This window comes from Hoylesella loescheii DSM 19665 = JCM 12249 = ATCC 15930 (assembly GCF_000378085.1).
GTDB classification, from domain to species: domain Bacteria; phylum Bacteroidota; class Bacteroidia; order Bacteroidales; family Bacteroidaceae; genus Prevotella; species Prevotella loescheii.
In genome coordinates, this window is sequence record NZ_KB899232.1 from 1 (window position 1) to 26,197 (window position 26,197).

Genomic DNA, 26,197 nt, shown 5'->3' on the forward strand with positions numbered 1-26,197 from the left:
CTCGACGTGTGCCTTGCGCTCTTTGGCAAGCAAGGCCTGAAGCTCCTCCACTGTGGTGGGAATATTCTCTTTCTTCATCAGCTCCTGTATTGAGGACAAGTCGGGATTGCCATACTCCCGACAAAAATTGAGGAATGTGGTATAGGGCACACCGCAACTTAACGCAAAGCTGCGGGCATCCATACCGCTCGTGATGTACTTACTTAATAACAGAATTTTCTCCGTTTCATTGTACTTTACCATGTTTTTTTACTTTTTTTTGTTTGAGGTAAAGTGTCAACTTATTTAGTACACTACAGTTGCTGAGAACCTGTTGGTAGGCTCATTTTAAAACCAATACTTTTCTATGATAATATTCTGTAATATGAGCAATAATATAATTGTAGCGATGTTTACATGGAAACACTGTGAACTAGAAAGAAAGTTTAAGGATGGCATAGATTGCCATGAGGAAATATAAATTGTTATGGAGAGATTTCTGTTAAAGGTAACTACCACCATTCTACGGGAAGGTGTGACAGAGAGCGAATACGCTGTCGACCTTGTTTTTGATGTAGCCCAGTTGCCACTGCAAGACGCAGAGGAAAACGCTGTGACGGCGTACAAAGTGACGCTCTCCGATAAGTATGTGCACTTAGATTCACCCTTTACCCCTGTAACGGATTTTGTGTGTCGTGCCCTATATCGGTATGATGGACTCTGTCCAATATTAAATATCAATGGCAAGCCCATCGGGATAGAAGGAGAAGATAGGCAGTTGGCACAATGGGAAGAAATACGCGACTTGCTGCTTTCCGACTATAACGGACCATTCGTAGACGAACAGTTACCCCTGCTCGAAAAGTCTATGGCGTGGCAACAGTCGATGAACAATTATTGTTGTCTCGGTCTTGTTTTTCCCGGCATACAGAAGCATACGTACGTAGGATGGCAAACGCAACGTGAGGTGGGGCTCTCATACGCACAGAACACTAGGTTCAACGAACTCCTAACTTGTACAGGTCAAGACAGTGGCCTACGCACGTTCACAGTGGAGAGTCTGCACCAAACTATTGATAACCATACAATAGAGAAGTTCGAAGGAACAATCCGCATTGCCCAAGACGATTTCTTGGCCTCTTGGGCACATGTGGTTGTGGCTTATACCCAAGACAGCGTCACCTATAGCTGGACATTTAAACTGGGAAGAATGACAATAAATCAAGAGAAATTATGCTTATGAAAGCAAAAGGAAATAAAATAGATACAGAAAACAGGCGTCAACAAGATGAGGAAGAAAGGCGCAAATGGAAAGACCCGAACGAAAACGAAAAGTTTGTTTGCGATGGCGCAACGGTGTTGTGCCCTTATTGCAGCGCACCAAAGGGCAAACTCGTGGTTAAAGAGCCACGAGTGAAATTGCAAGACAAGCCGTGGGCAAACGCTGGCGATAACGATGGGCTAACCAATTTCGCCTTTAACGGCTTGTGTATGCACCCTAAGTGGGGAAACCAAAAGCCACCATGCAATGCTGTGATAAGTTTGGGGCTATGGAAAAATCTCTCGGACGTTAATGTCGACGGGTTTAAGGGCCTAGTAGTGAAATCCACTATCCCCTGCCACGTTAGTGGAGAGTGCATCAAGATTGTGCATAGCGGACAGACTGCACGGTTGGACGTAAGGAAAGAGATTAAAGTGGCCAGCATAAGAGTGGTTGAACAATTGGAGAAGGGTCTTGATTATAATGGTGTAGAGTCGCAAGAGGTTGATGGGTTCGTATACGGAAAGACCTATCACCTCGAGGCTTTCGGTTTTACAAACGGAATACCCGAAGACAAAGACATCCAGTGGGAAGCGGAATTTGTTTTCTACGATGGGCGAAGGGCCACCGTTATGAACAAGGATCTTACTCGAAAATGGGAACCAAGAGGGAAGTGTGTTGAATTTCCACCATTGGATTACGACTCCATTGGGGGTACGGTCGTTTTCTACGCATACGTAAGTTATCGCAAAGATGAGGCCAGCTTAAATGTATGGTCGCATTTTAGGTTTAGGTTTTTCAGTTTTCAAGAAGTGAAAGCCCAAATCATCCAGCGCATGGGAAAACCTTGGCTTATAGACCAAAGCGGCACCTCACTGTGTGGCATGGCTTGTCTGTTCTATGTCTTTGCCAAACTACACCCCGTAGAGTACGGCGAGTTTATCATAGACATGCACCACAAGGGTGAAGCCACGTTCCACGGATATACCATAAGACCAGATGCCGATGCTGAAGAGCGAATGTATGACATGGACCCTCGGGGAGACAACTATCCCATTTGGGCGGACGCGAATGGAAAAGAGCGGGAACGTATGCCGATGGCAGATTGGCTGTCGCTGGCCGTGTTACGTTCGCACGAAAGTTCCACGTGGACTATACCAATAATAGTAAAGCGTTTCCCTCCCATCTTTACCCTGATTTCTAAAAAAATGATTTACAATGGGGAAAGGGAAAACACCATTGATCAACTGTCAGCCGTGAACTGGCCAGACATGATGGAAAGGTTGTGCCACGATTTCTTGGGCTTCCAAAATGTAGAATCCGTAGGCTTGTCCATTAACTCGTTGGAACGCAGAAAGAGCTTTCTGTCAATACGTAGATATGATGAGCAAAGCAATGATGACCTATACAGTCTTCTTGAAATGGAAAAAGCCCACAAGGAGGGTGCAACGGTTCTGATGATGATAGACTCGCAGATGTTTGACAATATAGTTTCCTATTCATACGAGGATTTGTTTACCAAATCGCATTGGATTGTATACGAAGGAGGATTGACGTTTTATGATGCTGCGAACAAACCTGTTAAGGACATAGGCGAGGCAACTACGCTTTCGTTTAAATTTGCAACATGGGGGGTGGCTCCAAGCAATAGTCATGAAAATCTAGTGAATAAGAAAAACATATCCGTATCGTGCTTCAAAAGTACCTTCTATGGCTTCATTATCTGCAGAGACTATTTGCCAAGCAATAAAAAGGTTATAGATTCATATATGAAAGTATAGATGATATTTATATGTTAAAGAGACATACACATCTTACGGCGTATATTGATTTTATAATATAACAAGATGATATTTGGATGCAACAATTCTAGCATGTCTTTTCCAGCGCAAGGCATTAAAACCTCAAATCGACATCTGCTTGATGTTAAATGATACTTTTATGATACTAGATTTTATCTAGAGTATGCATGCATCATTAGAATTACTCCAATGAATAAAAGGATTAATCATAACATAAAACATAACGACAATGAAGAGTATAATTTTTGTTCTTATTACAATTACTGCACTGTCTTCGTGCAAGGGAGAATGTAAGTATGATGATCCAATTAAAGAATTCTTTGTGACGAATTGGCAAGAGAATCTTCCAAATCACGGGAAGGTCTATTCTTTTAAAGCAGGGACAAACTTCACTGACCCCATTGATTCTTTTAACCTTCCTATCATTGAAAGGATTGATGTATATCCAGATTGGATATCTTTCACTTTGAGAGGAAAGATGCCTACCCATAAGGACGACATTCGTTTGGTTTTAGACGACACATTAGTCTACGACATATCAAACATAACCCTTTCGTGGTATGTCAATCAAAGGCAATGGACAATGGGAGGCCCACGAGAATACTGCATTGTTTCGTCTCTAAAAGTGAATGGGCGTGTTGTAAACAGCACAATGCATTCAGGTTATTTGGCTTTTCCACGTGAATATGCACGCGTACTTAAAAGGTGATGAAGGCAGGGATAGCCGAGAAAGTATTTCAATATAGGCATGATAATGTTTGCAAACAAGGTTTCATGTCCATGTTTACCAAATCGCATTGGATTGTATATGAGGGTGGATTGAGTTTTTATAATACAGCAAATAAACTTGTTAAGGAAATTGGCAAGGCAACTAAACTTGTTTTTAAGTTTGCTACATGGGAAAAGAGCCAGAAGAAAGTTTGAATTTACTTTCGGACAAACAACGGGTTTCTGTTAGATGCTTCAAAAGTACCTTCTATGGCTTCATTATCTGCAGAGACTATTTGCCACGAAGTAAAAAATATGCAGATTCATATTTAAAAGCATAATAAGTGTGCACAAAAGAAAAGCGTTTCAAATGGATGTCCTGAAAAGATTTACAAGAATGAATGTCAAAGAATCAAGATAGAATATGGAACTATGGAGAAAAATACTCATTGATAGTCAGCAATACTCAAAAAGGACTGTCATTTAATTGGTGTTTCAGAAGTGTGTTCTATGGGACATTATCTGTAAGTGACATTAGCTACACATAATAATTTATTAAGAACATTTAATAAAATGAAAAGAGATGTTATTGTTGTTTCTCTTGTTGCACTCCTAGCATTATCTTCGTGTAAGAAGGTATGTGACTATCGGCAACCAATCGAAGATCTTTTTGTAACAAATTGGGATTCACTTCCTCTTCCAAACCGCGGAAAGGTTTACTCCTTTAAGGCAGGAACGCATTTTACAGAGCTTATCGATTCTTTTGATTTACCCATTATTGAAAGAAATCCCGCTCACACCACTTGGATTACTTGTTCTTTTGGAACGAGAAAACCTACCCATGAAAATGATCTCCGGTTGATGCTAGATGATAGTTTGGTTTATGACATATCCAATGTTATAATTTCACGAATACTGGATCAAAGACGATGGACGATGGGAGGACCAACAGAACGTTGTGTGATTTCTTCGTTGAATGTGAATGGTCATCTTTCAAAAGAAATAGTACGAGCTGGGCAACTCGCTTTTCCACGTGAATATGCACGCGTACTTAAAAGGTGATGAAGGCATGGGTAGCCGAGAAAGTATTTCAATATAGGCATGATAATGTTTGCAAACAAGTTTTTTTTCCATGTTTACCCAATCGCATTGGATTGTAAACGAAGGTGGATTGAGTTTTCATAGTGCAGCAAATATGCCAGTTAAGGAAAATGGAAACGCAACTAAACTTGTTTTTAAGTTTGCTACATGGGAAAAGAGCCAGAAGAAAGTCAGGAATTGTTGACAAAGAAACATTGGGTATCTTTGGATTGCTTTAAGAGTACGTTCTATGGGTATATAGTCCGTCATGGAACATCAATCATGCAGAAGAATTAAATAATTGAATTTAAAGAAAGAAAACAAAATGCGAAGTGTTATTTCTGCTATAATTGGACTATTCCTGCTGTCCGCTTGCATAAATAAAAGAAGTGCATACAAAAGAAACATATCGGGTATATTTTTAACGCATTGGGATTCACACCCTCTGCCAATAAAGGGAACTGTTTATATCTATAAAAAGAATACACAATTTAAAGAACTTATAGACACGGTTAAGGTCTACGCGATAACAAGAGGTGGAGATACCACGGATTTGGCTTGTCTCCTATACACAAATAAACTAAATCATCTGAACGATATCCGTGTTGTATTAGACGACACGTTGGTATATGACATGTCTAATATTGTAATAGAAAAATTCTTGGATACAAGACGCTGGGGAATGTGGGGACCCATAGAACGGGACATCATACCATCACTGCTTGTAAATGGATACGTCACCAGGGATACGACTGTTTCCGGCGAACTTGCTTTCCCGCAAGAATGTGGGCGTATCATTAGAAAACGCTGATGTGTATAGAAACAGAGTATGGGTTCCTAAACGAGTATCGTACAATGCAAAAGAATCGTGTGCAAGACAGAGCTTAGACGGATTTGCAACAGACATCGTGTTTCTTGCGGTGCTGCTCTAATGAACTGCTGTTTGTACGTAAGGGCTACAATGGGAATAACATAAAAACATAACGACAATGAAAAGTATATTTTTTGTTCTTATTACAATTAGTGCACTGTCTTCGTGCAAGGGAGAATGTAGGTATAATGATCCAATTAAAGGTGTCTTTGTTATAAACTGGGAGCGATTTCCATATCCAAATCACGGAAAGATTTATTCCTATAAGTCAGGGACAAACTTCACTGATTTTGTCGACTCCTTTGATTTAACTATCATTAAAGAGAATCTTACTCGTACAGATTGGACAATTTGTTATTTGACAAAAGAAAAACCTACCCATAAGGACGATATCCGTTTGGTTTTAGACGACACATTAGTATACGACATATCAAACATAACCCTTTCGTGGTATGTCAATCAAAGGCAATGGACAATGGGAGGCCCACGAGAATACTGCATTGTTTCGTCTTTAAAAGTGAATGGTCATGTAGTAAAAGGTACAATGCATTCGGGCTATCTGATATTTCCACGTGAGTATGCACGCGTACTTAAAAGGTGATAAAGGGAGGGATAGCCGAGAAAGTATTTCAATATGGGCATGGTAATGTTTGCATACAAGGATTAACCATAACATAAAACATAACGACAATGAAGAGTATAATTTTTGTTCTTATTACAATTGCTGCACTATCTTCGTGCAAGGGAGAATGTAAGTATGATGAACCAATTGAAGGTTTCTTTGTAACGCACTGGGAAGAGGCTCTTCCAAGACATGGGAAAGTCTATTCCTTTAAAGCAAGGGCAAACTTCACTGACCCCATCGATTCTTTTAATCTTCCTGTCATTGAAAGGATTCATGGATATCCAGATTGGATATCTTGCACTTTAAGAGGTAAAAAACCTACCCATAAGGACGATATTCGTTTGGTTTTAGATGATACATTAGTCTATGACATATCAAACATAACCCTTTCATGGTATGTCAATTATAGACAGAGGGGGATGACGTGCCCACGAGAATACTGCATTGTTTCGTCTCTAAAAGTGAATGGATATGTCGTAAAAGACACAACGCATTCAGGTTATTTGGCATTTCCACGTGAATATGCACGCGTACTTAAAAGGTGATAAAGGGAGGGATAGTCGAGAAAGTATTTCAATATAGGCATGGTAATGTTTGCAAACAAGGTTTCATATCTATGTTTACCAAATCGCATTGGATTGTGTACGAAGGAGGACTGACGTTTTATGATGCTGCGAACAAACCTGTTGAGGACATCGGCAAGGCAACTAAACTTGCTTTCAAATTCGCTACGTGGGGAGAAAACCCTGACAATAGTATTGATAATTTGTTATACAAAGGACGTAAATCTGTTGCATGTTTCAAATGCACTTTTTATGGTTATATTATTTGCAAGCAGTAAAAACGATTTAATACTGAAGTACGTGTGAAAAGCAGTACAATAAGAATTTTATAAAAATCAATAACAATGAAAGTCTTTATCTTTATTATCACAGTCACTATCGTTGTGTGTGTGTCATGCACAAAGAGATGTAGGTATCAAGATCCAATCGAAGACCTTTTGGTAATGGATTGGGGAACGCGCCCCCTTCCACATCATGGCAAGGTTTACTCCTTTAGGGAAGGAACTCTCTTTACAGAACTCATCGACTCTTTTGAACTGTCTATCATCGAAAGAAACCCTGCTCGTACAAACTGGATTGTATGCTCGTTAGGAGAGAAAAAACCAACACATCGTTGCGACATTCGCTTGACGTTAGATGATTCGTTGACGTACGATATCTCAAATATAACCCTCTCATGGTTTATCGATCAAAAGCACTGGACTATGGGAGGGCCAAGAGAATATTGTATTGTTTCCTCATTCAAGGTTAATGGGAAAATAGTTGATAATTCCTTACACTCTGGAAGATTAGCTTTACCTCAAAAGTATGTACGCATTATTAAAAAACGATGAAAAGTAAGTGTGGGGTGTCTAATGAAATCAGTGGCGTCGCATTAAATAGCCTTGAAGATATGGAGCAAGCCCATAATGATGGTGCAACGGTGCTGATGATGATAGACTCGCAGATGTTTGACGATATTGTGTCCTATTCATACAATGACTTGTTTACCAAATCGCATTGGATTGTATACGAAGGAGGGCTGACATTTTATGATGCTGAAGATGAAACTGTTGAAAATTTTTGCAATGCAACTAGGCTTGTATTTTGATTTGTCACCTGGGGAAAAAGTCCAACAGAGTCTTCGTTATTGCTAAAACATGGTAATATATCTATAGCATGTTTCAAAAGTACTTTTTATGGATGCATCATTTGTAAGAATGGCTTAAACGAGATGAAAGAACATGTTTAATAAAGAATGTATCCTATGAAATATATTATTGTTGCTATTATTGGGCTAATATTGCTGTCAACATGTATTTGCCCAAAAGATAAGTACAGAAAAGAAATATCAGGAATATTCATATCCCATTGGGATTTCCGTCCTATTCCCCAGAGAGGCATTGTCTACATGTATAAGAAGAATACGCATTTTACTGAGTTTATTGATACAGTTAATTTTATAGTCATAAAAAGAGGACGTGTTGACTCCACAGAATTGGCTTGTCTCCTATACACGAAGAAACTAAATCACCTGAACGATATCCGAGTTGTGTTAGACGACACGTTAGTATATGACATTTCTAATATTGGAATAGAAAAATTCTTGGATACAAGACGCTGGGGAATGTGGGGACCCATAGAACGGGACATCATACCATCACTGCTTGTAAACGGATACGTCACTAGGGACACGACTGTTCCGGGTGAACTTGCTTTCCCGCAAGAATGTGGGCGTATCATTAGAAAACGCTGATGTGTATAGAAACAGAGTACGGGTTTCTAAACGAGTATTGTACAATGCTAAAGAATTGTGTGCAGGACAGAGCTTAGACGGATTTGCTACAGACATCGTGTTTCTTGCGGCACTGCTCTAATGAACTGTTGTTTGTACGTAAGGACTACAATGGGAATAACATAAAAGCATAACGACAATGAAAAGTATATTTTTTGTTCTTATTACAATTATTGCACTGTCTTCGTGCAAAGGGGAATGCAATTATAATGAACCAATTGAAGGCGTCCTTGTGACAAACTGGGAACGATCTTTGTATCCAAATCACGGAAAGATTTATTCCTATAAGGCAGGGACAAACTTCACTGATTTTGTCGACTCCTTTGATTTGACTATCATTAAGAAAAATCTCACACGTACAGATTGGACAACTTGTTATCTGACAAAAGAAAAACCTACCCATAGGAACGACATTCGTTTGGTTTTAGACGACACATTAGTCTACGACATATCAGACATAACCCTTTCGTGGTTTGTCGATCAAAGGCATTGGACAATGGGAGGTCCTATGGAGTATTGTATTGTTTCTTCACTAAAAGTGAATGGACACGTTGTAAAAGGCACAATGCATTCTAGCAATTTGGCATTTCCACGTGAGTATGCACGCGTACTTAAAAGATGATGAAGGGAGGGATAGCCGAGAAAGTATTTCAATATAGGTATAGTAGTGTTTGGAAACAAGGTTTCATCTCCATACCTGAATTCGTATGCCAAATCGCGTTGGATTGTATATGAAGGTGGACTGACGTTTTATGATAACGATGAAAACAGATGGAGTAGGTGGAGCCACTTTTCTTTCTTTTCGTGTTGCCACATGGGGGTATAGCCCAAATGATGGTTTCGAGTTTTTTTGTTTTAATACCTAAATCGCAGTTGAGTGTTTTTAAGCGTATGGTTATATGGATACATCACAGGTGAAAACAAAGAGTAAGCATAATATGAAAAAGATACTTTTATTTGTTATTTGGCTGATTGTCATAATATCTTGTAAGTGCAAAAGCTGTGACTATGGTAACGCGATATGCACGATATTTATAAGAGAATGAAATGATAGTGTCCCCAAGAAGGGGAGGGTGTACATGTACGAGAAGGATTGGGAGTGAACATGTTATTACGCGAGTTTCGGGATGAAACAAAATAGTTGTGCCAACTGCCGCGTAGAGCTAGCAGGCGAGATCGCCATTTCTTTACCTACGCTGTCTTGTTCAAAGGGCATGGCGTCTTATCCCGAACTCGCCAATTAGCCATTCCGTCGTTCGCATTTTCATCGTTTTGGGAATGCGCCTTCTAAGCCCCGATAAGGCATTATTACATTTTCCGCCGTGTTAAATCTGTTCTGGACGGCTGTTCCATGTTAGCCGGAATGCTGTTCCAGTTGATTTGGAACCCTGTTCCAACTTATCTGGAACAGGGTTCCAACTTAGCTGTACCAAGGCGGAAACTTTAAAAGCTCGCTGCAAGAACTTATTGGGTGGAGAATGAAAGATGGCGTTTGCTTTATATTGAAACATTTTCCCTGCATGTCTTGTTATGGTATTTGCCAGACGTGGCTGTTGTGCTAAAAATCATATAGCTGATAGACAAATAAGTGTCTAAGTGCCACTAATAACAAACCTTCGGGCAGTTGGTGGTTTGTACGACAGGTGTGTTTAAGCCCTCAGTATTGCCTGAAGTGGCCGTATCTGCATTGGGATTTAAATGAAACAAGGGTGTGCCTGCTTTTAGGCACACCCTTATCGCTGTTGGTTTATTAAACTTACTCCTGATTATACTGACTTTCCCAGTTTGCTTCTTCGGGTTCTTCGCCCTTTCGGCCTTCCAATTGGATGACGAAACTCTTAGCGGGGAAGTAGGGAGTGAGGTGAATGTCGAGCAGAACCCTATCTTTTTGGGTGGGGTCTTGTTCTATTCTGATAACCTTAAACTTCTCGATCAATCGCGATGGTCCTTTAATGCTATCTAAAAACTTAACGATTTGGTTTCGTAAGTCGGCTTCGGTGCGCGTTGTCCAATTCTCAAAGGCGCGACGGTTAAGGAAGTCGAATAACACTTTGGAGATGTAGTCGAATACGCGTACAACGGAATAGGTTTGCAATCCTAGGTTGTCTCCGTTGAAAAGGGTCTTGGCAGAGAAAGCCATAACTTTGCTGTACTCGTTCACCATCGGTACCAACCCCATACGCTCGAGCTCTGAAATCTCACTTTTCTTCAAGTCGAAACGTACGCTTTCCACCTCGTTGAGACTACCAAATTTCTTACCGGCAACCACTTGAGACATCAACGTGCTGTATATTTTCCCTGCAAGTGCACTCGAACCGGGCACATAGAGATTTTCCTCTTCTCCAGCCTCAACAACTCGAGGTCTACCTAGAAGGTAGTTGCAAGTCATGACAATGTTCGATTTGTAGACATCACCTCCGGTATGGTCGGCATTGAAGAATATGTCGACAACATCGTCTGCGGTTTCCAAGTCTTGGAAGTCTGTTACTAGCATCACCTTGTTGTTATGAGCCAATTTTGCCCATTTGTCTATCACAGCATTAGTTCCCAAGTATCCTGGTATAATAAGGATTGAGTAGTTGCGGCGTAAATCTAGTCTATCGAAGTTTTGGCTGAGTTCGTTTCCTATGTAATCGATAAAAAGCGTATTGTCTAGGTCCTTGAGTTGCGCAATGTCTGCATTGACAATTGTGACGTTCTTTACCTTTGTGCTTTCCGTGTTCTTATAAAAAAGAGCGACGGATCGATAGGCCGTTTCTAGTTCTCGGGTGCGATTCAATGCCGTATGCAGGTTCTTGCAGAGCAATTCCTCTACGCTTTGTGCCTTATCCTTGGCCCTGTCTCTCATCTTCTCTGCCGATTCTCCCGATTTGAGAAGGTCTAGCCAAACGTTGAGGCGATTGGCCAACACTTTACGTTCGCTGGCCCATTGTTCGTCTGTTAGGAAAATGTTACGTCGTGCCTTGCGTGTGGGGTTTAGGTTGGAGAAGCCATCGATAATGTTTTCTAGGAATGTGAAACCGCCATATTCTTTCAGCTTGTCTAATGCAGATGCAACCGACACCGCTTCTTTTTTTACTGTCGATTTACTGGTTACAACCGCCTGCTGTTGTTCTTTTGTTTTTAATTCGTTTTCCATCGTTCTTAAGGTTATTTGGTTTCCGATCCTTTTATTTCTTCAAGTGAAGCCTCCAACAGGTCGATGATGGCCTGTCTTTTATCAGGGTTTTCTAGTGCCTTTAATAGCGCCTTGTTCGAAGACAGCTGACGGGCTATCTTTGTGTTTTGTTCTTTCTCCACATTAAGCTTATTCATAAACTCGCTGCGTTCCAGCATGTTCTTTGCATCAAAGTCGCCAAGGTTTTTAAAGGTCATCGTTTCTGTAACGTCTTCCCCATTTTCGTTTTGCATTTCAAGTTCAACAGTTGGCTTAAAATGTGCAAAGACATCTTCCACTGTTTGAAGGTTGTAAGCTGCTTCTGGGCTGATGGGCGCATCATCCGTAAGTTTCTGTACCAGTAAGGTTCGATTGGAGGGAATGTCCGCTATCGACTCGTTGGCGTCGACCTTTACTTCGTTTCCGCCAACCCCATAATCAAATACTGCCATAAATTTATGTTTTTAATGTTATTCTATTATTTTCTCTCGCATCTGTTTGAAGAGAGGGTTCTGGCCACAAAGATATGAAAATAAGTTGAAATAATGGACAATATCTTGCGCTTTTTTTGTATTTTTTGTACTATGAAAGATGTATGAAGCAGTTTATGGCGTAAAATTGTCTGTTGAAAAAGATATTACAGAAAATCCTAGCCGTGTAACAAACAATCCGTATGTACCTTGGCGTGTTTCAGGTTTGCGTGAAGATCCGTATGCAACTTTACTTTTCTGTCTATATGTTCAAATGATTCTCTTTGCATCATGCCTATTCTTATTCTGGCAATCTTACTATGCCGTCAGACTCTACGATGCACTTTGTGTTTAAAAGAGTTTCTAAGCCTTCTTTTAGAGTTTGGTCCACTTTTGCACCGCGACGAGCAAAGCCTAATTTTTTTGCAACAAGAAGAGTAAGTGCGTCTGTCTTGATGGATAGCTGCTCTTGCACAGTGAGTGCTATAGCATTCATTATTTCAATTATGGGAATTTCAGTTATGTCTCTTCCGTGAGCCTGTCTATATCCGTTGAAAGCATCTGCGTGCTCCTTGTCAGTCCACAGTATGGTAGAATTACCTAAGGTCTGAATAAACATTTGCCTGTCTGCAATATCCTTAACCGAGGCCAACAGCGTGGGAGTAACCCTTGTGTTGTCCCTATGCGCGCACATACATCTGCATAAATACATCAGTGTCATAGGCTGCTCGCATGAAAGAATCTTCGTTGCAAGTACCTCGTCGCTCATGGAGTCAGTGTTCTCCATGCCATTATATACCTGATAGGCTTGCTCATTGCTTTCTATTTCCTCCACCTCTTCTTTTGTAACGTCGAAAGTGGCATTGCTAACTGGTGTTTCTATTGGCTTTGACTTCTGTTGTAGAGCGTTCTCAATACGAGCGATAACACGTTCGGGGTTGTTAATCCAATCTACGCTCCATACGCGCATTATTTTCCAGCCAAGCATATTCAATACCGTTGGCTGAACAATCTCGCGGTCTCTTGTGGTTTGGGTATTGTGGTAAACCTCACCATCAAGTAGAATACCCATAGAATAATTGCCGCAATCAGCAGAATCTGCAATGGCCACGTCGACTTTAAAGTTAGAACGTCCAACGTAGGTGTTTACATTGTGGCCGCGAGTCCTGAGCGCATTGGCAATTTGCTCTGAGATTATGCGGTCTGAACTGTCCTTGTGGGCATTGGCTGCCTGAATTAGTGTCTGTTGCTCGGCATACTCCAAGAAATGTTTCAAACCTTCCACACCGCGAGCCTTGGTTCGTTTCAAATCAATGTGCGATGCCTTCAAAGACGAGTATACAATCATTTCTCTTCTAGCACGACTTACTGCTACATTCAGTCGTTTTTCTCCTCCATTGTTGTTCAATGGACCGAAATTCATAGACACCTTGCCGTCTTTATCTGGACCATAACCGATAGAGAACAAGATGATGTCGCGTTCGTCACCCTGTACGTTTTCGAGGTTCTTTATAAATATAGGTTCGTACAACTCGTCAGCAGCCTCTCTTAGTTTCTGGTCCTTGTCAAGCTTTTCAGTCAGTAAGTCCTCAATTAGGTTTTGTTGTACTTGACTGAATGCAATTACGCCAATGCTATATTTGGCATGATCGATGCTTTGCACCCTCTTGACGATGTCGGCCACAATGGTTTCTGCCTCCTTCTTGTTCGAACGGCGTCCTCCCTTGTCGTATACGCCATCTACATGGCAGTACTTTACCTTTGTAGTCTGGTCGTCAACAGATGGGAATGTAATCAGTTCGCCGTCGTAATATTCATTATTAGAGAAGGCTATCAGCGATTCGTGTTTTGAACGGTAGTGCCAGTTCAATTGTAGTGAAGGTATTCCCAGGCTGTGGCAGTCGTCGAGAATACTATCCAGGTCGTCTATGTCGGCCTCTTCCTCGCCAACACTTGTTGATGAGAAGAAACTTGTTGGTGGCATCTGCTTGGGGTCGCCTACTACGATTACAGACTTGCCGCGCGCAATGGCACCAACCGCCTCGCTTGTAGGCATCTGTGACGCCTCATCGAAGATAACAAGGTCGAACTTGTTCTGCGACAAATCCAAAAATTGCGCCACAGACATAGGGCTCATAAGCATACAGGGACAAAGCCTTGGCAACAATGGGCTAATGTTGTCGAACAAATCGCGAAGAGAGATGCCCCTACCTCCGTTGGCTATGTTCCTGTTGAGGAACCCAATTGGGCTACTATTGTCGATGCTGTCTGTTACATGTGGTACATTCGCGGCCAGTTTGGCATAAAGTTCCTTCTGACTCAGTATCTGAAACTCTTCTGTTAGCTGTTGGTAGCGCGAAATGGTCTCATCGAATATAGCCCCTTCAAAGGTTCTCAGAACCTGTGACGATGCAATTTTCTCACAAGCAAGGCTTCGGAATATTCGCTTAAAGAAGGCATCTTTCAACGTTTCCGCAGGAATTGTTTCCAATTCAATATGTCGTGCTACTACGCCAAGACCTTCATTTTCAAGTTCCTTTTTATACGCACACCACTGATACCAGTCTCGTGCCTTGTCTGTATGGCTAAGCCAGTTGTCAAGACATGAACCATAACTCCTCAATTCATCGTTGCTTGGAAGTCTGTCGGCATCGAAATTAACGGCAAAGAGCGTGCGAACAATATCCTGTATTATTACTATTTCTGCATGTAACTGCTGATAATTAAGCAAATTAGAGAGAAGTGCATCAACCTCTTGTTCAATAATCAGACTATTAAACTGCTTTAACTTGGCAATGAAACTCCTCTTAGCAAAGAAACGAGGTAAGAACCATTTAGCCTTGATGCCTCTCCACTCATTATATAATGCCTCCCCATCTTGGGATAATATACCCTCGTTGCAGTCTCTTAGTATGTCTGCCTTTATACCTGTAGCTTTCGCAAGCATCTCTCTGTTCTCCTCTGCCTTGCGAAGTATTTCGGATGCCGTCTTGATACGCGAAGGCAAACGCCCGACATCAACTAAGTCGTCCTCAACAATATTAAGTCCAAGCAACGGATGCTTTGATGGCGCGCCTGTAATACTAAGTATTGCCTGATACTTCTGACTGAGCAGATGTGAGTAGCTGTCCATCTTTTCAATTCGGAACTGTCGTTTAAGTTCTTCATCGTTCGCATCAACATCAAGTTCTGGGGTATTAATGGATTCATACCTGATGATGCAGTCAAACAGCGACATGCCCTCCGCTCCCTTTATGTCATGCAAGGCCTCCATATACTCAATCAGTTTGCATCTCTGCTCATAAAGTTCATCGGCTATGCGTGCATATTCCTCTGGACGTATGATGTGAGCGGCATCCAAAGCCTTCTTCAACTGTTCGAGAACATGGCGCTTGGTGATTTTGTTCGAGTGCATTTCAAGGCAGAATGGACCAAGATTTATCTTCTCCAAACGTTTCTGTACCACACTCAGGGCTGCCATCTTCTCAGCAACAAACAACACACGCTTGCCTTGGAACAAGGCATTGGCTATAAGGTTCGTTATGGTTTGCGACTTACCCGTTCCAGGAGGGCCGTAAAGGATATACGAATTTCCTTGGCCTGCCGCCATTACAGCGGCCATTTGCGAAGAGTCTATCGGAACAGGCAATGCCAAATCAGATGGTTTTACTTCTTTATCCTTGCCTTTCAAGTCCGACATCACTTGGGTTGGAGTAAACGTAAGTTTCTGTTCCACAAGACTACGCACCACATTGTTGTCCAATAATTCTTGTCTGTGGTTATGGATGTCGTTCCACATGAGGAACTTACTGAACGAGAATACGCCCAAAATACATTCTTCTTCTACGTCCCAACGCTTTTTGTTTTTCAGCACCTCACGTATGATGGCGAAGATTTTTTTCACATCCACCCCATGATCATCCTTTGGCAGCGGATTAAGTCCAGGAATAGTAATGTCGAAGTTCTGCCGTAAGAACTCTGTCAAAGTGATATTCAGAGCAATTTCTTCATCACGTGTACGGATATAGTAGTCGCCCTTCTTATACACCATTTCCACAGGCAACATCAATATTGGCGCATAACGAGGTTTCTCGCTGATGTCTGTTTCAAACCATCTAAGCGTACCTATTGCAAGATACAACGCATTTGCGCCAGTTTCCTCAACGGCGTTCCTCGATGCGCGATAGATATTCTTCAACGTGTAGCGTGTCTCGGCCTCTGTCTGATACGAGTGTAGCGTACGGTGTTTTATGTCGTTTGTTATCAGCTCGTGTAGTTCGGGCAATAACTTAGAACGCACAAGACGTTCCTCGCCAATGATGTTAAAACCAACATTAGGCTTGCAAGAAATAAGGTATTCTTCTCCATCTTGCAGATAGTCTTCAACGAGGTCGACGTCAAACGAGATAAACTGAATTGCCTTCTGGCGCAGATAAAGGTTAAGCATGGAGTTACGCAACGAGAAATCCAAGAGCTTACGTTCCCAAATGTCCATCTTCGTTACCTCACGTTTGCTGTCCATCAGCATCGTCAGGTCAAAACGAGAATGTTCCTTAACATTCAGTACGCATTCGTCATGGCTTACACCTTCCGCCGGCACTTCCCATACGCCATTGTTCATCGTGCGTTGGGGCAGCGGACGTACTTGCTCCAGACGACAACGCTTAATGTCGATGAACATTTCAAAGATGCCAGTGTTGGCCAAATGCTTTGTAGCTATGCTTTGGGCATCTTCAAAAGTAGTTGACTCGGCTGTTACCTGTGTACATTCAAGCACAAGCATCTCATCAATGCCTTCCGCACATTTCTTTTCTATATACGAGGCGTCATCGTAAACGCTATACTGACAGCAGTCGTCAACCAACCAAACAGCAAGGTAGGCATGACCTTCTTGTAGGACGATACCGCTGTTTATGCCCAAGCTTTCAAGCACGCTTGCAAAAAGCAGAGTAAGCTCTATGCAGTTTCCTAGTTTGGAGGAAAGTACTTGGTCGGGTAGGGTAATGCGTTGTCCAACCACCTCGTACGATGCAGGTACCGAACGATACACAATGCCCTCGGCATGGAGTGCGCCATACACGGCTGCCACCTGCTTTCGCACCTCATTTGTGTTACCGGTTTGGTATTTGGTAAATGCAGAAGACCCCGACATTTCTTTCAGCTTGCCCGCTGCCTTAGCTACAACATTGTTTATCGCGGGATGATTAGGCGTAACAAACGAGGCAAGGCATTGGGGCAGAATGCAGGTTCCCAGCCATTGGTCGTACGGCATAATATCAATGTCGTAGCTATGGGTAAACAATATCTTCTTTGTTTCAGACAGTGCATCCGAAAACACATTGACGGTGAATGTGGATGCAGTCTTTTCTGTTACCGCAGCAACTTGTGTGGCTATTGGAGACAAGTTCATACCCTGTAAGCGCATCGACTTACCTGCTTTAAGTGAGTCGATGACACTTGAACGGAAGTCCTGGAAAAACTCACCAGAACATTCTATTACAATATCCCTTAAATCACTCGTTTCGTTATTACTGATTTCAACAGACTGACATATAGCTATTCTGTTGTTGATAAGGGAATAATTGATAGAAGGTAGATATTCGATATTGACAGTTATCATAGCGATATGAAAATATGGTGGGTTTTATTCTTATGTTGATATTACATTATGTATGTGGTTTACAAACTTTCTAAGACTCATAAGCTGATTGCAAGTGTGTCCATAGCATGGTCCTTTTAGAAGGTTCTCCGTAAACTTCTTGGTTAGTATATTACCATCGACACGAACGTAATCCAGTATATTTGTCTTGTAAAACCAAAGTGCATTGCTGCAAAAGTAGTTATTTGTTTTGATATTTCCTCATTTTGTTTTCATAAATTCAATTATTGTTATCCGCTAAACCCCTAAACAAACTCATTTCTCTATTTGCAAGGCCAATAAACAGGTGCTGTAACTTACAACCTCATCAACTCATAACCTCACCAACTCACCAACTTACAAACTCATAAAAACCTCTCAACTCAAAAACTTAAATTGTTGTTTTTTATTTTACAATATCATTCCAATTCCTACTCCGTTCTAGCGAAAATGTTGGTTAAAAAGTTGCCAAAAAGCTAATTTTTCTAACCTTTCACGCCTCATGTTTTATCTATTTTTCAGAACAAAAGCTGCATTTTGCACCATTTAGCCTTTCTAGATTGGGGCCAACTCATAATTTTTCAAGCCTCAATAACCCACTTTTAGCCCCTAAAATCCCACTTTTTAATGGCAATTTTGCCTTTTTGGCCATGTGTTTCATAGCTCGAAAGGGTTTTGTTTATACCATTAGCGTGGATATTTATGCTTTTCGCCGCGCATTTAGCACCATTTCGCCTTGAATTTAGCATCAAAACGCCTTGCGTTTAGCACCAAAACGCATTGCATTTAGCGGCATATTGCATTGCATTTAGCGGCATATTGCACTATATTTAGCAGCAAACAGCCCTGTAACTGGTGCAAATGACAGCCTTTTCAAATAAAAAATCATTTTGCCGTATTCACAAACTTGCCCCAATTTGCATCAAAACAAACCTGCGCGAGAATCGATTTTTTTTGCGGCATGGTGTGAGCGGTTGGTGGATAAAAAGGGCACTCATAATGTTAAAATCCTTGCCGAAAATCAGACAAAACAATTCTGTCGCATACACGCGTATAGGCAACGGCACAGAAAACACCTTCGCTTTACAACCGCCAACGCAAACGGTTGCAGGGTATGCTGCTCATGGCCAACGAAGACAGCATCATGCAAATGTAAAAGTCATCTGCCATTGACAGCCAGTTTCCTGGCTTGTAGAGATTACTTTGAATAACTTCCGTCAGGTCACTTTTTGAGACATAACCACGTTTTTCCACAGACAAATGAGGCAGAATTTCATATTTCATTGTATCTTTGGTCAGTACTTCGTACATGAGCGGGGTGTTTACCTTGGTTTTTACAGCACAAAGATAATAGACTCCTCTCAATTTGTAGAGATTTAAAAAGTCTAGATGACTTCTATATTTGTTGATTTGATTTTATTCCGCCAACGGGTATTCATCATTGTCCTCTCGTCTTTCGTCCTGCCAATTCCAACGCTAGTTCAGCTTCAACAATAATTTTGCACCCAACTTGTGTAATGGCACGATTGATTTTACCACTCTGCTTGATACGGTTAGCTGTAGGCAAACTACACCTCGGTATTGATCGGTGTTTTTCTTGCCCGTTCTGCTTGATACGGTTAGCTGTAGGCAAACTACACCCGAAGAGGCGTGCAATGCCTGCTAAGCCGTACACATACAGTTTTTCTTCTTTGGAGGAAGCCTTTGCCGTTTCTCCACTTGTGGACATATTGCCGTGCTGTGCAAGGAAAAGCAACTCTTCACCGGTCATCTGCCAAACAGGTTTTCCCAATAATTCGTTTATCGTCATAACTCGATTGTTTTGAAATGAATAACTTGCCCTTGCGCACAGGGCTTTTAGTCAGGTCTGACGATGCAAAAGTAGAGGGCTTTTGATGTTATTCCAAAAGACAGGGATGTAACAGGAAGTATAGGGAAATGCAAGGAAATCAACGACTATCAAAAACGTTCAATACATAGTCAAAAAGTGGGCTGTTTTGGACAAAAGCACGTTGTTAATTAATCATCATTGATTGTTTAAGAGATTCCTTATGGTTTCCTCTCACTGGAAAAACTATTTTTAGTAGCGTGAATGTTCTATTTTTCTTCGTTTTATTCATTATAAGTTCATGTCTTTGTAACTAATATTGAGATATACAATCATCTAATGGGACAGAAGAAAGAACATAGCAACCTCATTAAGGAACATTTGAAGAAGCGAGGTATCACCCAAACGTGGCTTGCCAAAGAGTTGGGTATGAGTTTCAGCATCACCAACGCCTACGTTTGTAATCGCAAGCAGCCTAATCTTGTCACCATCTTCAAAGTGGCAGACTTGCTCGGCGTGTCCCCCAAAGAATTAGTGAAATAGGAGTTTATGAAAACAACAATATAGATATTCTCAGTGCAATTTCTAAAACTATAGAAGTAAACATGAATAATCTATATACGAATAAGAATATATGAATACAATTCAGCAGCCCAATTCCCACATCTTTACCAATAAGGATGGAAATACATTAATAAAAGAGTTTGAGGGGGTATTGCAGCATAACCCTCAAATCAGAAACCTTGATGCTGTTGTAGGCTTTCTTCGTGCATCTGGCTATTTCTCCTTACGCCCTTTCCTTGATAATATCGGAAAGGTGAGAGTACTGATAGGCATAGATGTAGACAAATATATCGCTAAAGCGGCACAGCAAGGAAAACTATTTTTTGGAGCAGAAGAAGAGGTTAAAGAAGAGTATCTCAGAAAGACAAGAACTGATATAGAATCTTCCAACTATCGTAAGGATATAGAAGACGGAATATATCTAATGGTACAAGACCTTCTTGACAAAAAACTTGAATTACGCGCTCATCCTTCCAAAAAGATTCATGCAAAGATATATGTGCTATATCCCGATAATTTTAATCAGTACTCTCAAAGTATGGCCATTACAGGCTCAAGTAATTTATCAGGGAATGGATTAGGAATAACACAGGACAAGCAATATGAGTTCAATGTAAAGTTGGACCGATATGATGATGTGAAATTTGCAAAAGATGAATTCGAGCAGTTATGGAACGAAGCTGAAGGTTGTGAAATAACTTCTGAAGATATAAAAGCAGCCATTGACAGAACCTACCTTAAAGGGGATGTTCCTCCTTATGATCTTTACATTAAGATGCTAATGGAGTATTATGCTGACCGTGTACTTGAGACCGACAGTGCTGATCCCTTTGATATGCCAGAGGGCTATACGAAATATGATTATCAGATGGATGCCGTCATAGAAGGCTATCAAAAGCTTATTCGCTATGATGGATTCTTTCTCTCGGATGTGGTTGGCTTGGGTAAGACCATTGTTGCAACCATGATTGCAAAGAAATTCCTTATAGAGAATGGTTATGAGCACACCAAGATTCTTGTAGTTTACCCTCCAGCAGTAGAACAGAACTGGAAGTCTACTTTCAAAGATTTTGGTATAGACAAATACGCCAAGTTCATTACAAACGGTAGCTTAAGCAAGGTTCTTGATGAAGAGGATTATAATTATTGGAACGCAGAAGAATATGATCTCATACTTGTAGATGAGGCTCATAAATTCCGTAGTCATACCACATCAGCTTTTGAGCAACTTCAAGAAATTTGCAAGATGCCACGCTTAGAAGCAGGTAATATTCCTGGTTACAAAAAGAAGGTCATGCTTATTTCCGCAACTCCTATGAACAATTCTCCAGCTGATATCTATACGGAGATATTACTTTTCCAAGACCCTCGTCATTGTACCATTGATGGAGTTAGCAATCTTACTGCATTCTTTTCTCCATTGATAAAAGAATTCAAGAGACTACGAAAAAATAACAATACGAGTATTGAGGATTTTAAACAATTAGCAGAGAAGGTAAGAGACCGTATCATTAAACCATTAACTGTGCGTCGCACCCGAACAGATATAGAAAGTATACCCCGATACAACAAGGATGTGAATGGATTCCCTAAAGTTGAACATCCAATTGAGAACCAGTATGAGCTAAATGAACATTTAGCCAATCTCTTTGAACAAGCGATACAGATTCTTGACAAAAAGCTCACCTATGCACGTTATCAAGCTATTGCATACTTAAAACCAGAAGTCGCAAATGGACTTTATGACAATGCAGAGTTGATAAGCCGTAGTCTTGCAGGAATTCGAAAGAATGGACTTGTAAAGCGTTTGGAAAGTAGTTTCTACGCCTTTCAAGTTTCTATAGAGAATTTCCATCAAGCCAATCAGAATATGATTGATATGTTTGATAATGACAAGGTCTATATTGCACCAGACCTTGACATCAATCTGCTATTGGAGTCTGGATTATCTGAAGAAGAGATTGAAGAGAAACTTAACGCTAAAGCTTCTAACAATCCTAAGAACGCAATCTTCCATGCTGCTGATTTCTGTCCAGAGTTTATAGATATGCTACATAATGACCAGGCTATCCTTGAACAAATGTTGGCTGACTGGAAAGATATTTCTGATGAAGATGATTCTAAGTTTGCCAAGTTTAATGAGTTACTAAAACATGAACTTTTCAAAAGTGATCGTAACCCAGAGAAAAAGTTAGTTGTGTTCTCTGAGTCAGTTGATACTGTTGACTATCTAAAACGTAGAATAAATCGTAAGGACGTATTAGTAATCTCTGCACAGAATCGCAATAAACAATTTAAGACAATACGTGAGAATTTTGATGCTAACTACAAGCAGAAGCTCAACGAATATAATATCATCCTGACGACAGACGTACTGGCAGAAGGTGTCAACTTACATCGTTCTAATGTGATTGTGAATTATGATACGCCATGGAATTCGACAAGGCTGATGCAGCGTATTGGTCGTGTTAATCGTATTGGTTCTGCCTCAAAGCATATCTATAACTATGTTTTCTACCCTTCAAGGGAAGGTAATAAACAAATTAATCTGAACCAGATCGCATTAAGTAAAATCCAATCATTCCATAGTACATTTGGCGAGGATAATCAAATTTATTCTCAAGAAGAAATTATAGACCGTAATCTAAGTAAATTGTTTGAAGAAGGAGTGAACGAGCAAAAGAAAGATATTAACAAGGAACTACCTTTCTATGAGGAACTTCGTACTCTCTTTAAGACGAACCGGCAGGAATACAACCGTATTGCTAAGATATCCTTACGCAGTCGAACTGGGCGAGAGTCTAAAACTATTAATGGTGTTACGCTATCTGAAGATACACTGGTATTCTTAAAGACAAACTTCCGAAAAGTTTTCTTCCTTGTGTCGGAAAATGCTCAAGAGATTTCCGTTCTTGATGCACTTAATTACTTCAAAGCAACTAAGGATGAGAAACCTGTTACTCGTATAAGTAACCATCACAAGCATGTGGAGAAAGCCTTGACAAAGTTTCGTACCATTCAAGACGAGGAAATCCGTATACAAGAGACCTCGCAGAAAGATCTCTCTAATCTGGGTGCGCAGGTTAGTACGGCTATCAATCTGTTGAACAACTTTATGAATGAGATTGGAGACAATGACCTTTACATCAAAGTTGCACATCTAAAAACATTGGTGGAGCGTGGTGTTATCACCTATATTGCCAAGCGTTTACAACGTATCCAGAAAGACCTTAGACGTACTGGCGGTAAAGCTCGAATGACACCTGATGAGGCCTTCAGCGAAATCATCACAATGGCACAAAAGTACGCCCCTTATTATATTGCAGAAGAAACAATGTTAAATCAACAAGAAACAGACGCAGAAATTATACTTTCCGAAAGTTTCCAATAAATCAAATATCGAACAATGAATTACAAAGAGATTATTGAATCAAAATATAACCGTGAATCATGGCAGCAACTGCTTCATGACATATTCCTGAACAAGGTTACTTTTCATAATAGTCCAGGAAAGGTTCATGTAAGCAGTCATTTGGCTAAAGAAGCATTAAACTTGGGTTACATAAAATTGTCAGATGGTTTGACTATTGCCATTTACGAAGTAGAACTCTCAGACAATGTAGATATAGAGCGTAATCGGCGTGGTATTCGTGATATGCTCACCACGGACTGGCGCACCAATCATGCAGGTGCTTTTATGTTCTGCTATCGCAAGAATGAAAGCATACTACGTTTCTCCTATGTAAGCGAGACTTGGGGCTTCAACAAACAGGGGGAATATGAAAAAATATCTACTGATACTAAACGTTATACCTATCTGCTTGGAGAAGGACGTGGATGCCACACAGCTATAAAGCAGTTTGGAAAGTTGAAAGAAAGTAAGCAAGCTTTAACTGACATCACCGAGGCCTTTTCTGTTGAAACACTCACCAAACAATTCTACAAAGACTTGTTTGAGTGGTATCAGTGGGCTATAGACGACTCTACTCTGGTAACCTTCCCTAATAATATAACTACGGAAGATGATGGTAGGGACGATGTAGAAAAGAAGGTTATACGTATGATAACCCGTATTATGTTCGTATGGTTTATCAAACAGAAGGAATTGGTGCCAAACCGAATCTTTGATATTGAATATCTTTCAACAATACTGAAAGAGTTCGACCCATATAGTACAACTGTCGGTAACTATTATAATGCTATTCTCCAGAATCTTTTCTTTGCAACATTAAACCGTGCTATAGAAGACGAAAATGGCAACACACGTAAATTTGCGACCTCTACAAAAAGAGACATCAAGACGTTATATCGGTATACTGAGATGTTTTCAATAAGCGAACAAGAGGTTATCAACTTGTTCTCAGAAGTTCCGTTCTTGAATGGAGGCCTCTTTGAGTGTTTAGATAAGACACGCTATAGAGATGGTGTTGAACAATGCTATAATTTTGATGGGTTCAGTCGTAATAATGCTCGTTTTGCGGATGGCCGATACAAGCATCGTGCTGTAGTTCCGAACATTCTTTTCTTTGAACCAGAGAAAGGATTGCTCTCTATTCTGAGCCGATATAACTTTACTATTGAGGAGAACTCACCTGAGGAACAGCAGGTGGCACTTGACCCAGAACTCTTAGGTAAAGTCTTCGAAAACTTGTTGGGTGCCTATAACCCAGAAACAAAAGAGACGGCACGCAACCAAAGTGGCTCATTCTATACACCACGTGAGATTGTTAATTATATGGTTGATGAAAGTCTCATTGCCTATTTGGGAAACAATGATTTTGTTCGTTCACTTTTCTCTTATGATTTCACTTTTGACAAAGCAAAGAGTAATGAATATCTAAAGATTGCTGACAAACTAAAGGCTGTCAAGATACTTGACCCTGCTTGTGGCTCTGGTGCTTTTCCTATGGGACTATTAAACAGATTGATTGACATCCTTGAACGAATATCACCGAATGAAGATATTTATGAACTCAAACTGTCTGTTATAGAGAACTGCTTATACGGCAGTGATATACAGAGTATTGCAGCACAGATAACAAAACTGCGCTTCTTTATTTCCTTGATATGCAATTGCGAGAAAGATGCCTCTAAACCAAACTTCGGCATCCCAATATTGCCTAACCTTGAAACTAAATTTGTTTCAGCAAACTCACTTATTGCAAAGAAGAAAGAAGACATACAGTTAAACCTCTTTAAAAGTGAAGAGATAGAGTCAATAAAGAAAGAATTACATCAGATACGTCATCTACATTTTTCTGCTAAGTCGACTTCTACAAAACACCGCTTAAGAGAGAAGGATTTAGCTTTACGCGAAAAACTAATAGAACTTCTATCTGATGAGAATAACTTTGCATCTGATGATGCCAAACAACTTGCAGAATGGAATCCATACGACCAAAATGCAGTTAGTCCGTTCTTTGATCCTGAATGGATGTTTGGTGTTAACAATGGATTCGATATTGTTATTGGTAATCCGCCATACATACAACTTCAAAACAATGGTGGAGAATTAGCGAAACTGTATGAAGGGTGTGGATATTCCACCTTTGCACGTACAGGTGATATCTATTGTCTGTTCTATGAACGTGGATGGCAGTTGTTGAAGAAGGTTGGGCACTTATGCTATATTACGTCCAATAAGTGGATGCGTGCAGGATATGGTGAGAAAACAAGAGGATTCTTTGCCAATAAGACCAACCCAATGCTTCTGATAGACTTTGCAGGAGTAAAGATTTTCGAGAGTGCTACGGTTGACACCAATATCCTGCTGTTCTCTAAATCAAGTAATCAGCATAAAACGGTCTGTGCTGTTACCAACAAACAGAACAAAGATAGCGTAAAGAATTTGAGCGATTTTGTGCAGCAACAGAACTC

At 40.6% G+C, this 26,197-nt stretch carries 18 protein-coding genes and 1 pseudogene; 13 read left to right on the plus strand and 6 right to left on the minus strand.

Going from position 1 to position 26,197, the window contains the following annotated elements; genetic code table 11:
• The coding region (locus F453_RS0113500; RefSeq protein ID WP_018967610.1) for a hypothetical protein at window positions 1–243 on the minus strand (243 nt) is incomplete at its 3' end.
• Between the two features lie 223 nt (window positions 244–466).
• Between F453_RS0113500 and F453_RS0113505 the strand changes: the two genes are divergently transcribed.
• From F453_RS0113505 to F453_RS0113560, 10 genes are all read left to right on the plus strand, one after another.
• Window positions 467–1,222, plus strand: coding sequence for a hypothetical protein (locus F453_RS0113505; protein WP_018968485.1), 756 nt, complete (start codon window positions 467–469; stop codon window positions 1,220–1,222).
• Window positions 1,213–3,021: a DUF4280 domain-containing protein gene (locus F453_RS0113510; RefSeq protein WP_018968486.1), complete on the plus strand. Its 1,809-nt coding sequence runs from the start codon at window positions 1,213–1,215 to the stop codon at window positions 3,019–3,021. Before F453_RS0113505 ends, F453_RS0113510 begins: the two co-directional genes overlap by 10 nt.
• Before the next feature lie 250 nt (window positions 3,022–3,271).
• Complete coding sequence (locus F453_RS0113515) at window positions 3,272–3,751, plus strand: hypothetical protein (RefSeq protein ID WP_018968487.1); 480 nt, start codon at window positions 3,272–3,274, stop codon at window positions 3,749–3,751.
• Window positions 3,752–4,323: 572 nt separating this feature from the next.
• Window positions 4,324–4,812: a transposase gene (locus F453_RS15545; protein WP_081619187.1), complete on the plus strand. Its 489-nt coding sequence runs from the start codon at window positions 4,324–4,326 to the stop codon at window positions 4,810–4,812.
• A gap of 343 nt (window positions 4,813–5,155) precedes the next feature.
• Window positions 5,156–5,641, plus strand: coding sequence for a hypothetical protein (locus tag F453_RS14470; protein ID WP_018968490.1), 486 nt, complete (start codon window positions 5,156–5,158; stop codon window positions 5,639–5,641).
• 750 nt (window positions 5,642–6,391) lie between these two features.
• Complete coding sequence (locus F453_RS14755) at window positions 6,392–6,871, plus strand: hypothetical protein (RefSeq protein ID WP_052328494.1); 480 nt, start codon at window positions 6,392–6,394, stop codon at window positions 6,869–6,871.
• 362 nt (window positions 6,872–7,233) lie between these two features.
• Entirely contained in the window at window positions 7,234–7,722 is a 489-nt protein-coding gene (locus F453_RS0113545; RefSeq protein WP_018968492.1) for a hypothetical protein, read from the plus strand.
• A complete protein-coding gene (locus tag F453_RS16405) occupies window positions 7,719–7,979 on the plus strand; it encodes a hypothetical protein (protein ID WP_018968493.1) in 261 nt (86 codons plus the stop codon). Before F453_RS0113545 ends, F453_RS16405 begins: the two co-directional genes overlap by 4 nt.
• A gap of 156 nt (window positions 7,980–8,135) precedes the next feature.
• The gene (locus F453_RS0113555) at window positions 8,136–8,624 is read left to right on the plus strand and encodes a hypothetical protein (RefSeq protein WP_026292595.1); all 489 of its coding nucleotides are present in this window, start codon (window positions 8,136–8,138) and stop codon (window positions 8,622–8,624) included.
• Between the two features lie 178 nt (window positions 8,625–8,802).
• The gene (locus F453_RS0113560; RefSeq protein WP_018968495.1) at window positions 8,803–9,285 is read left to right on the plus strand and encodes a hypothetical protein; all 483 of its coding nucleotides are present in this window, start codon (window positions 8,803–8,805) and stop codon (window positions 9,283–9,285) included.
• 1,134 nt (window positions 9,286–10,419) lie between these two features.
• On the opposite strand, the gene F453_RS0113570 is transcribed toward F453_RS0113560, so the two are convergent.
• The 5 genes and pseudogenes from F453_RS0113570 to F453_RS0113590 form a co-directional block, all read right to left on the minus strand.
• On the minus strand, window positions 10,420–11,802 hold the full coding sequence (locus F453_RS0113570; protein ID WP_018968496.1) for a DUF5458 family protein: 1,383 nt from the start codon (window positions 11,800–11,802) through the stop codon (window positions 10,420–10,422).
• 11 nt (window positions 11,803–11,813) lie between these two features.
• The gene (locus F453_RS0113575) at window positions 11,814–12,272 is read right to left on the minus strand and encodes a hypothetical protein (RefSeq protein WP_018968497.1); all 459 of its coding nucleotides are present in this window, start codon (window positions 12,270–12,272) and stop codon (window positions 11,814–11,816) included.
• Window positions 12,273–12,591: 319 nt separating this feature from the next.
• On the minus strand, window positions 12,592–17,910 hold the full coding sequence (locus tag F453_RS0113580) for a DUF4011 domain-containing protein (RefSeq protein WP_025790177.1): 5,319 nt from the start codon (window positions 17,908–17,910) through the stop codon (window positions 12,592–12,594).
• A 1,184-nt stretch (window positions 17,911–19,094) separates the two neighbouring features.
• A pseudogene (locus F453_RS14480) lies at window positions 19,095–19,239 on the minus strand (IS5/IS1182 family transposase); the annotation flags it as partial.
• Between the two features lie 127 nt (window positions 19,240–19,366).
• Window positions 19,367–19,738 (minus strand): DUF3853 family protein, encoded by a 372-nt coding sequence (locus tag F453_RS0113590; RefSeq protein ID WP_018968499.1) that lies wholly within the window; start codon window positions 19,736–19,738, stop codon window positions 19,367–19,369.
• A gap of 357 nt (window positions 19,739–20,095) precedes the next feature.
• On the opposite strand from F453_RS0113590, the gene F453_RS0113595 reads away from it, so the two are divergent.
• The 3 genes from F453_RS0113595 to F453_RS0113605 form a co-directional block, all read left to right on the plus strand.
• Complete coding sequence (locus tag F453_RS0113595) at window positions 20,096–20,299, plus strand: helix-turn-helix domain-containing protein (protein WP_009163356.1); 204 nt, start codon at window positions 20,096–20,098, stop codon at window positions 20,297–20,299.
• A 91-nt stretch (window positions 20,300–20,390) separates the two neighbouring features.
• Complete coding sequence (locus F453_RS0113600) at window positions 20,391–23,711, plus strand: helicase-related protein (protein WP_018968500.1); 3,321 nt, start codon at window positions 20,391–20,393, stop codon at window positions 23,709–23,711.
• 15 nt (window positions 23,712–23,726) lie between these two features.
• Window positions 23,727–26,197: Eco57I restriction-modification methylase domain-containing protein (locus tag F453_RS0113605; RefSeq protein ID WP_018968501.1), on the plus strand; the 2,471-nt coding region annotated here is incomplete at its 3' end.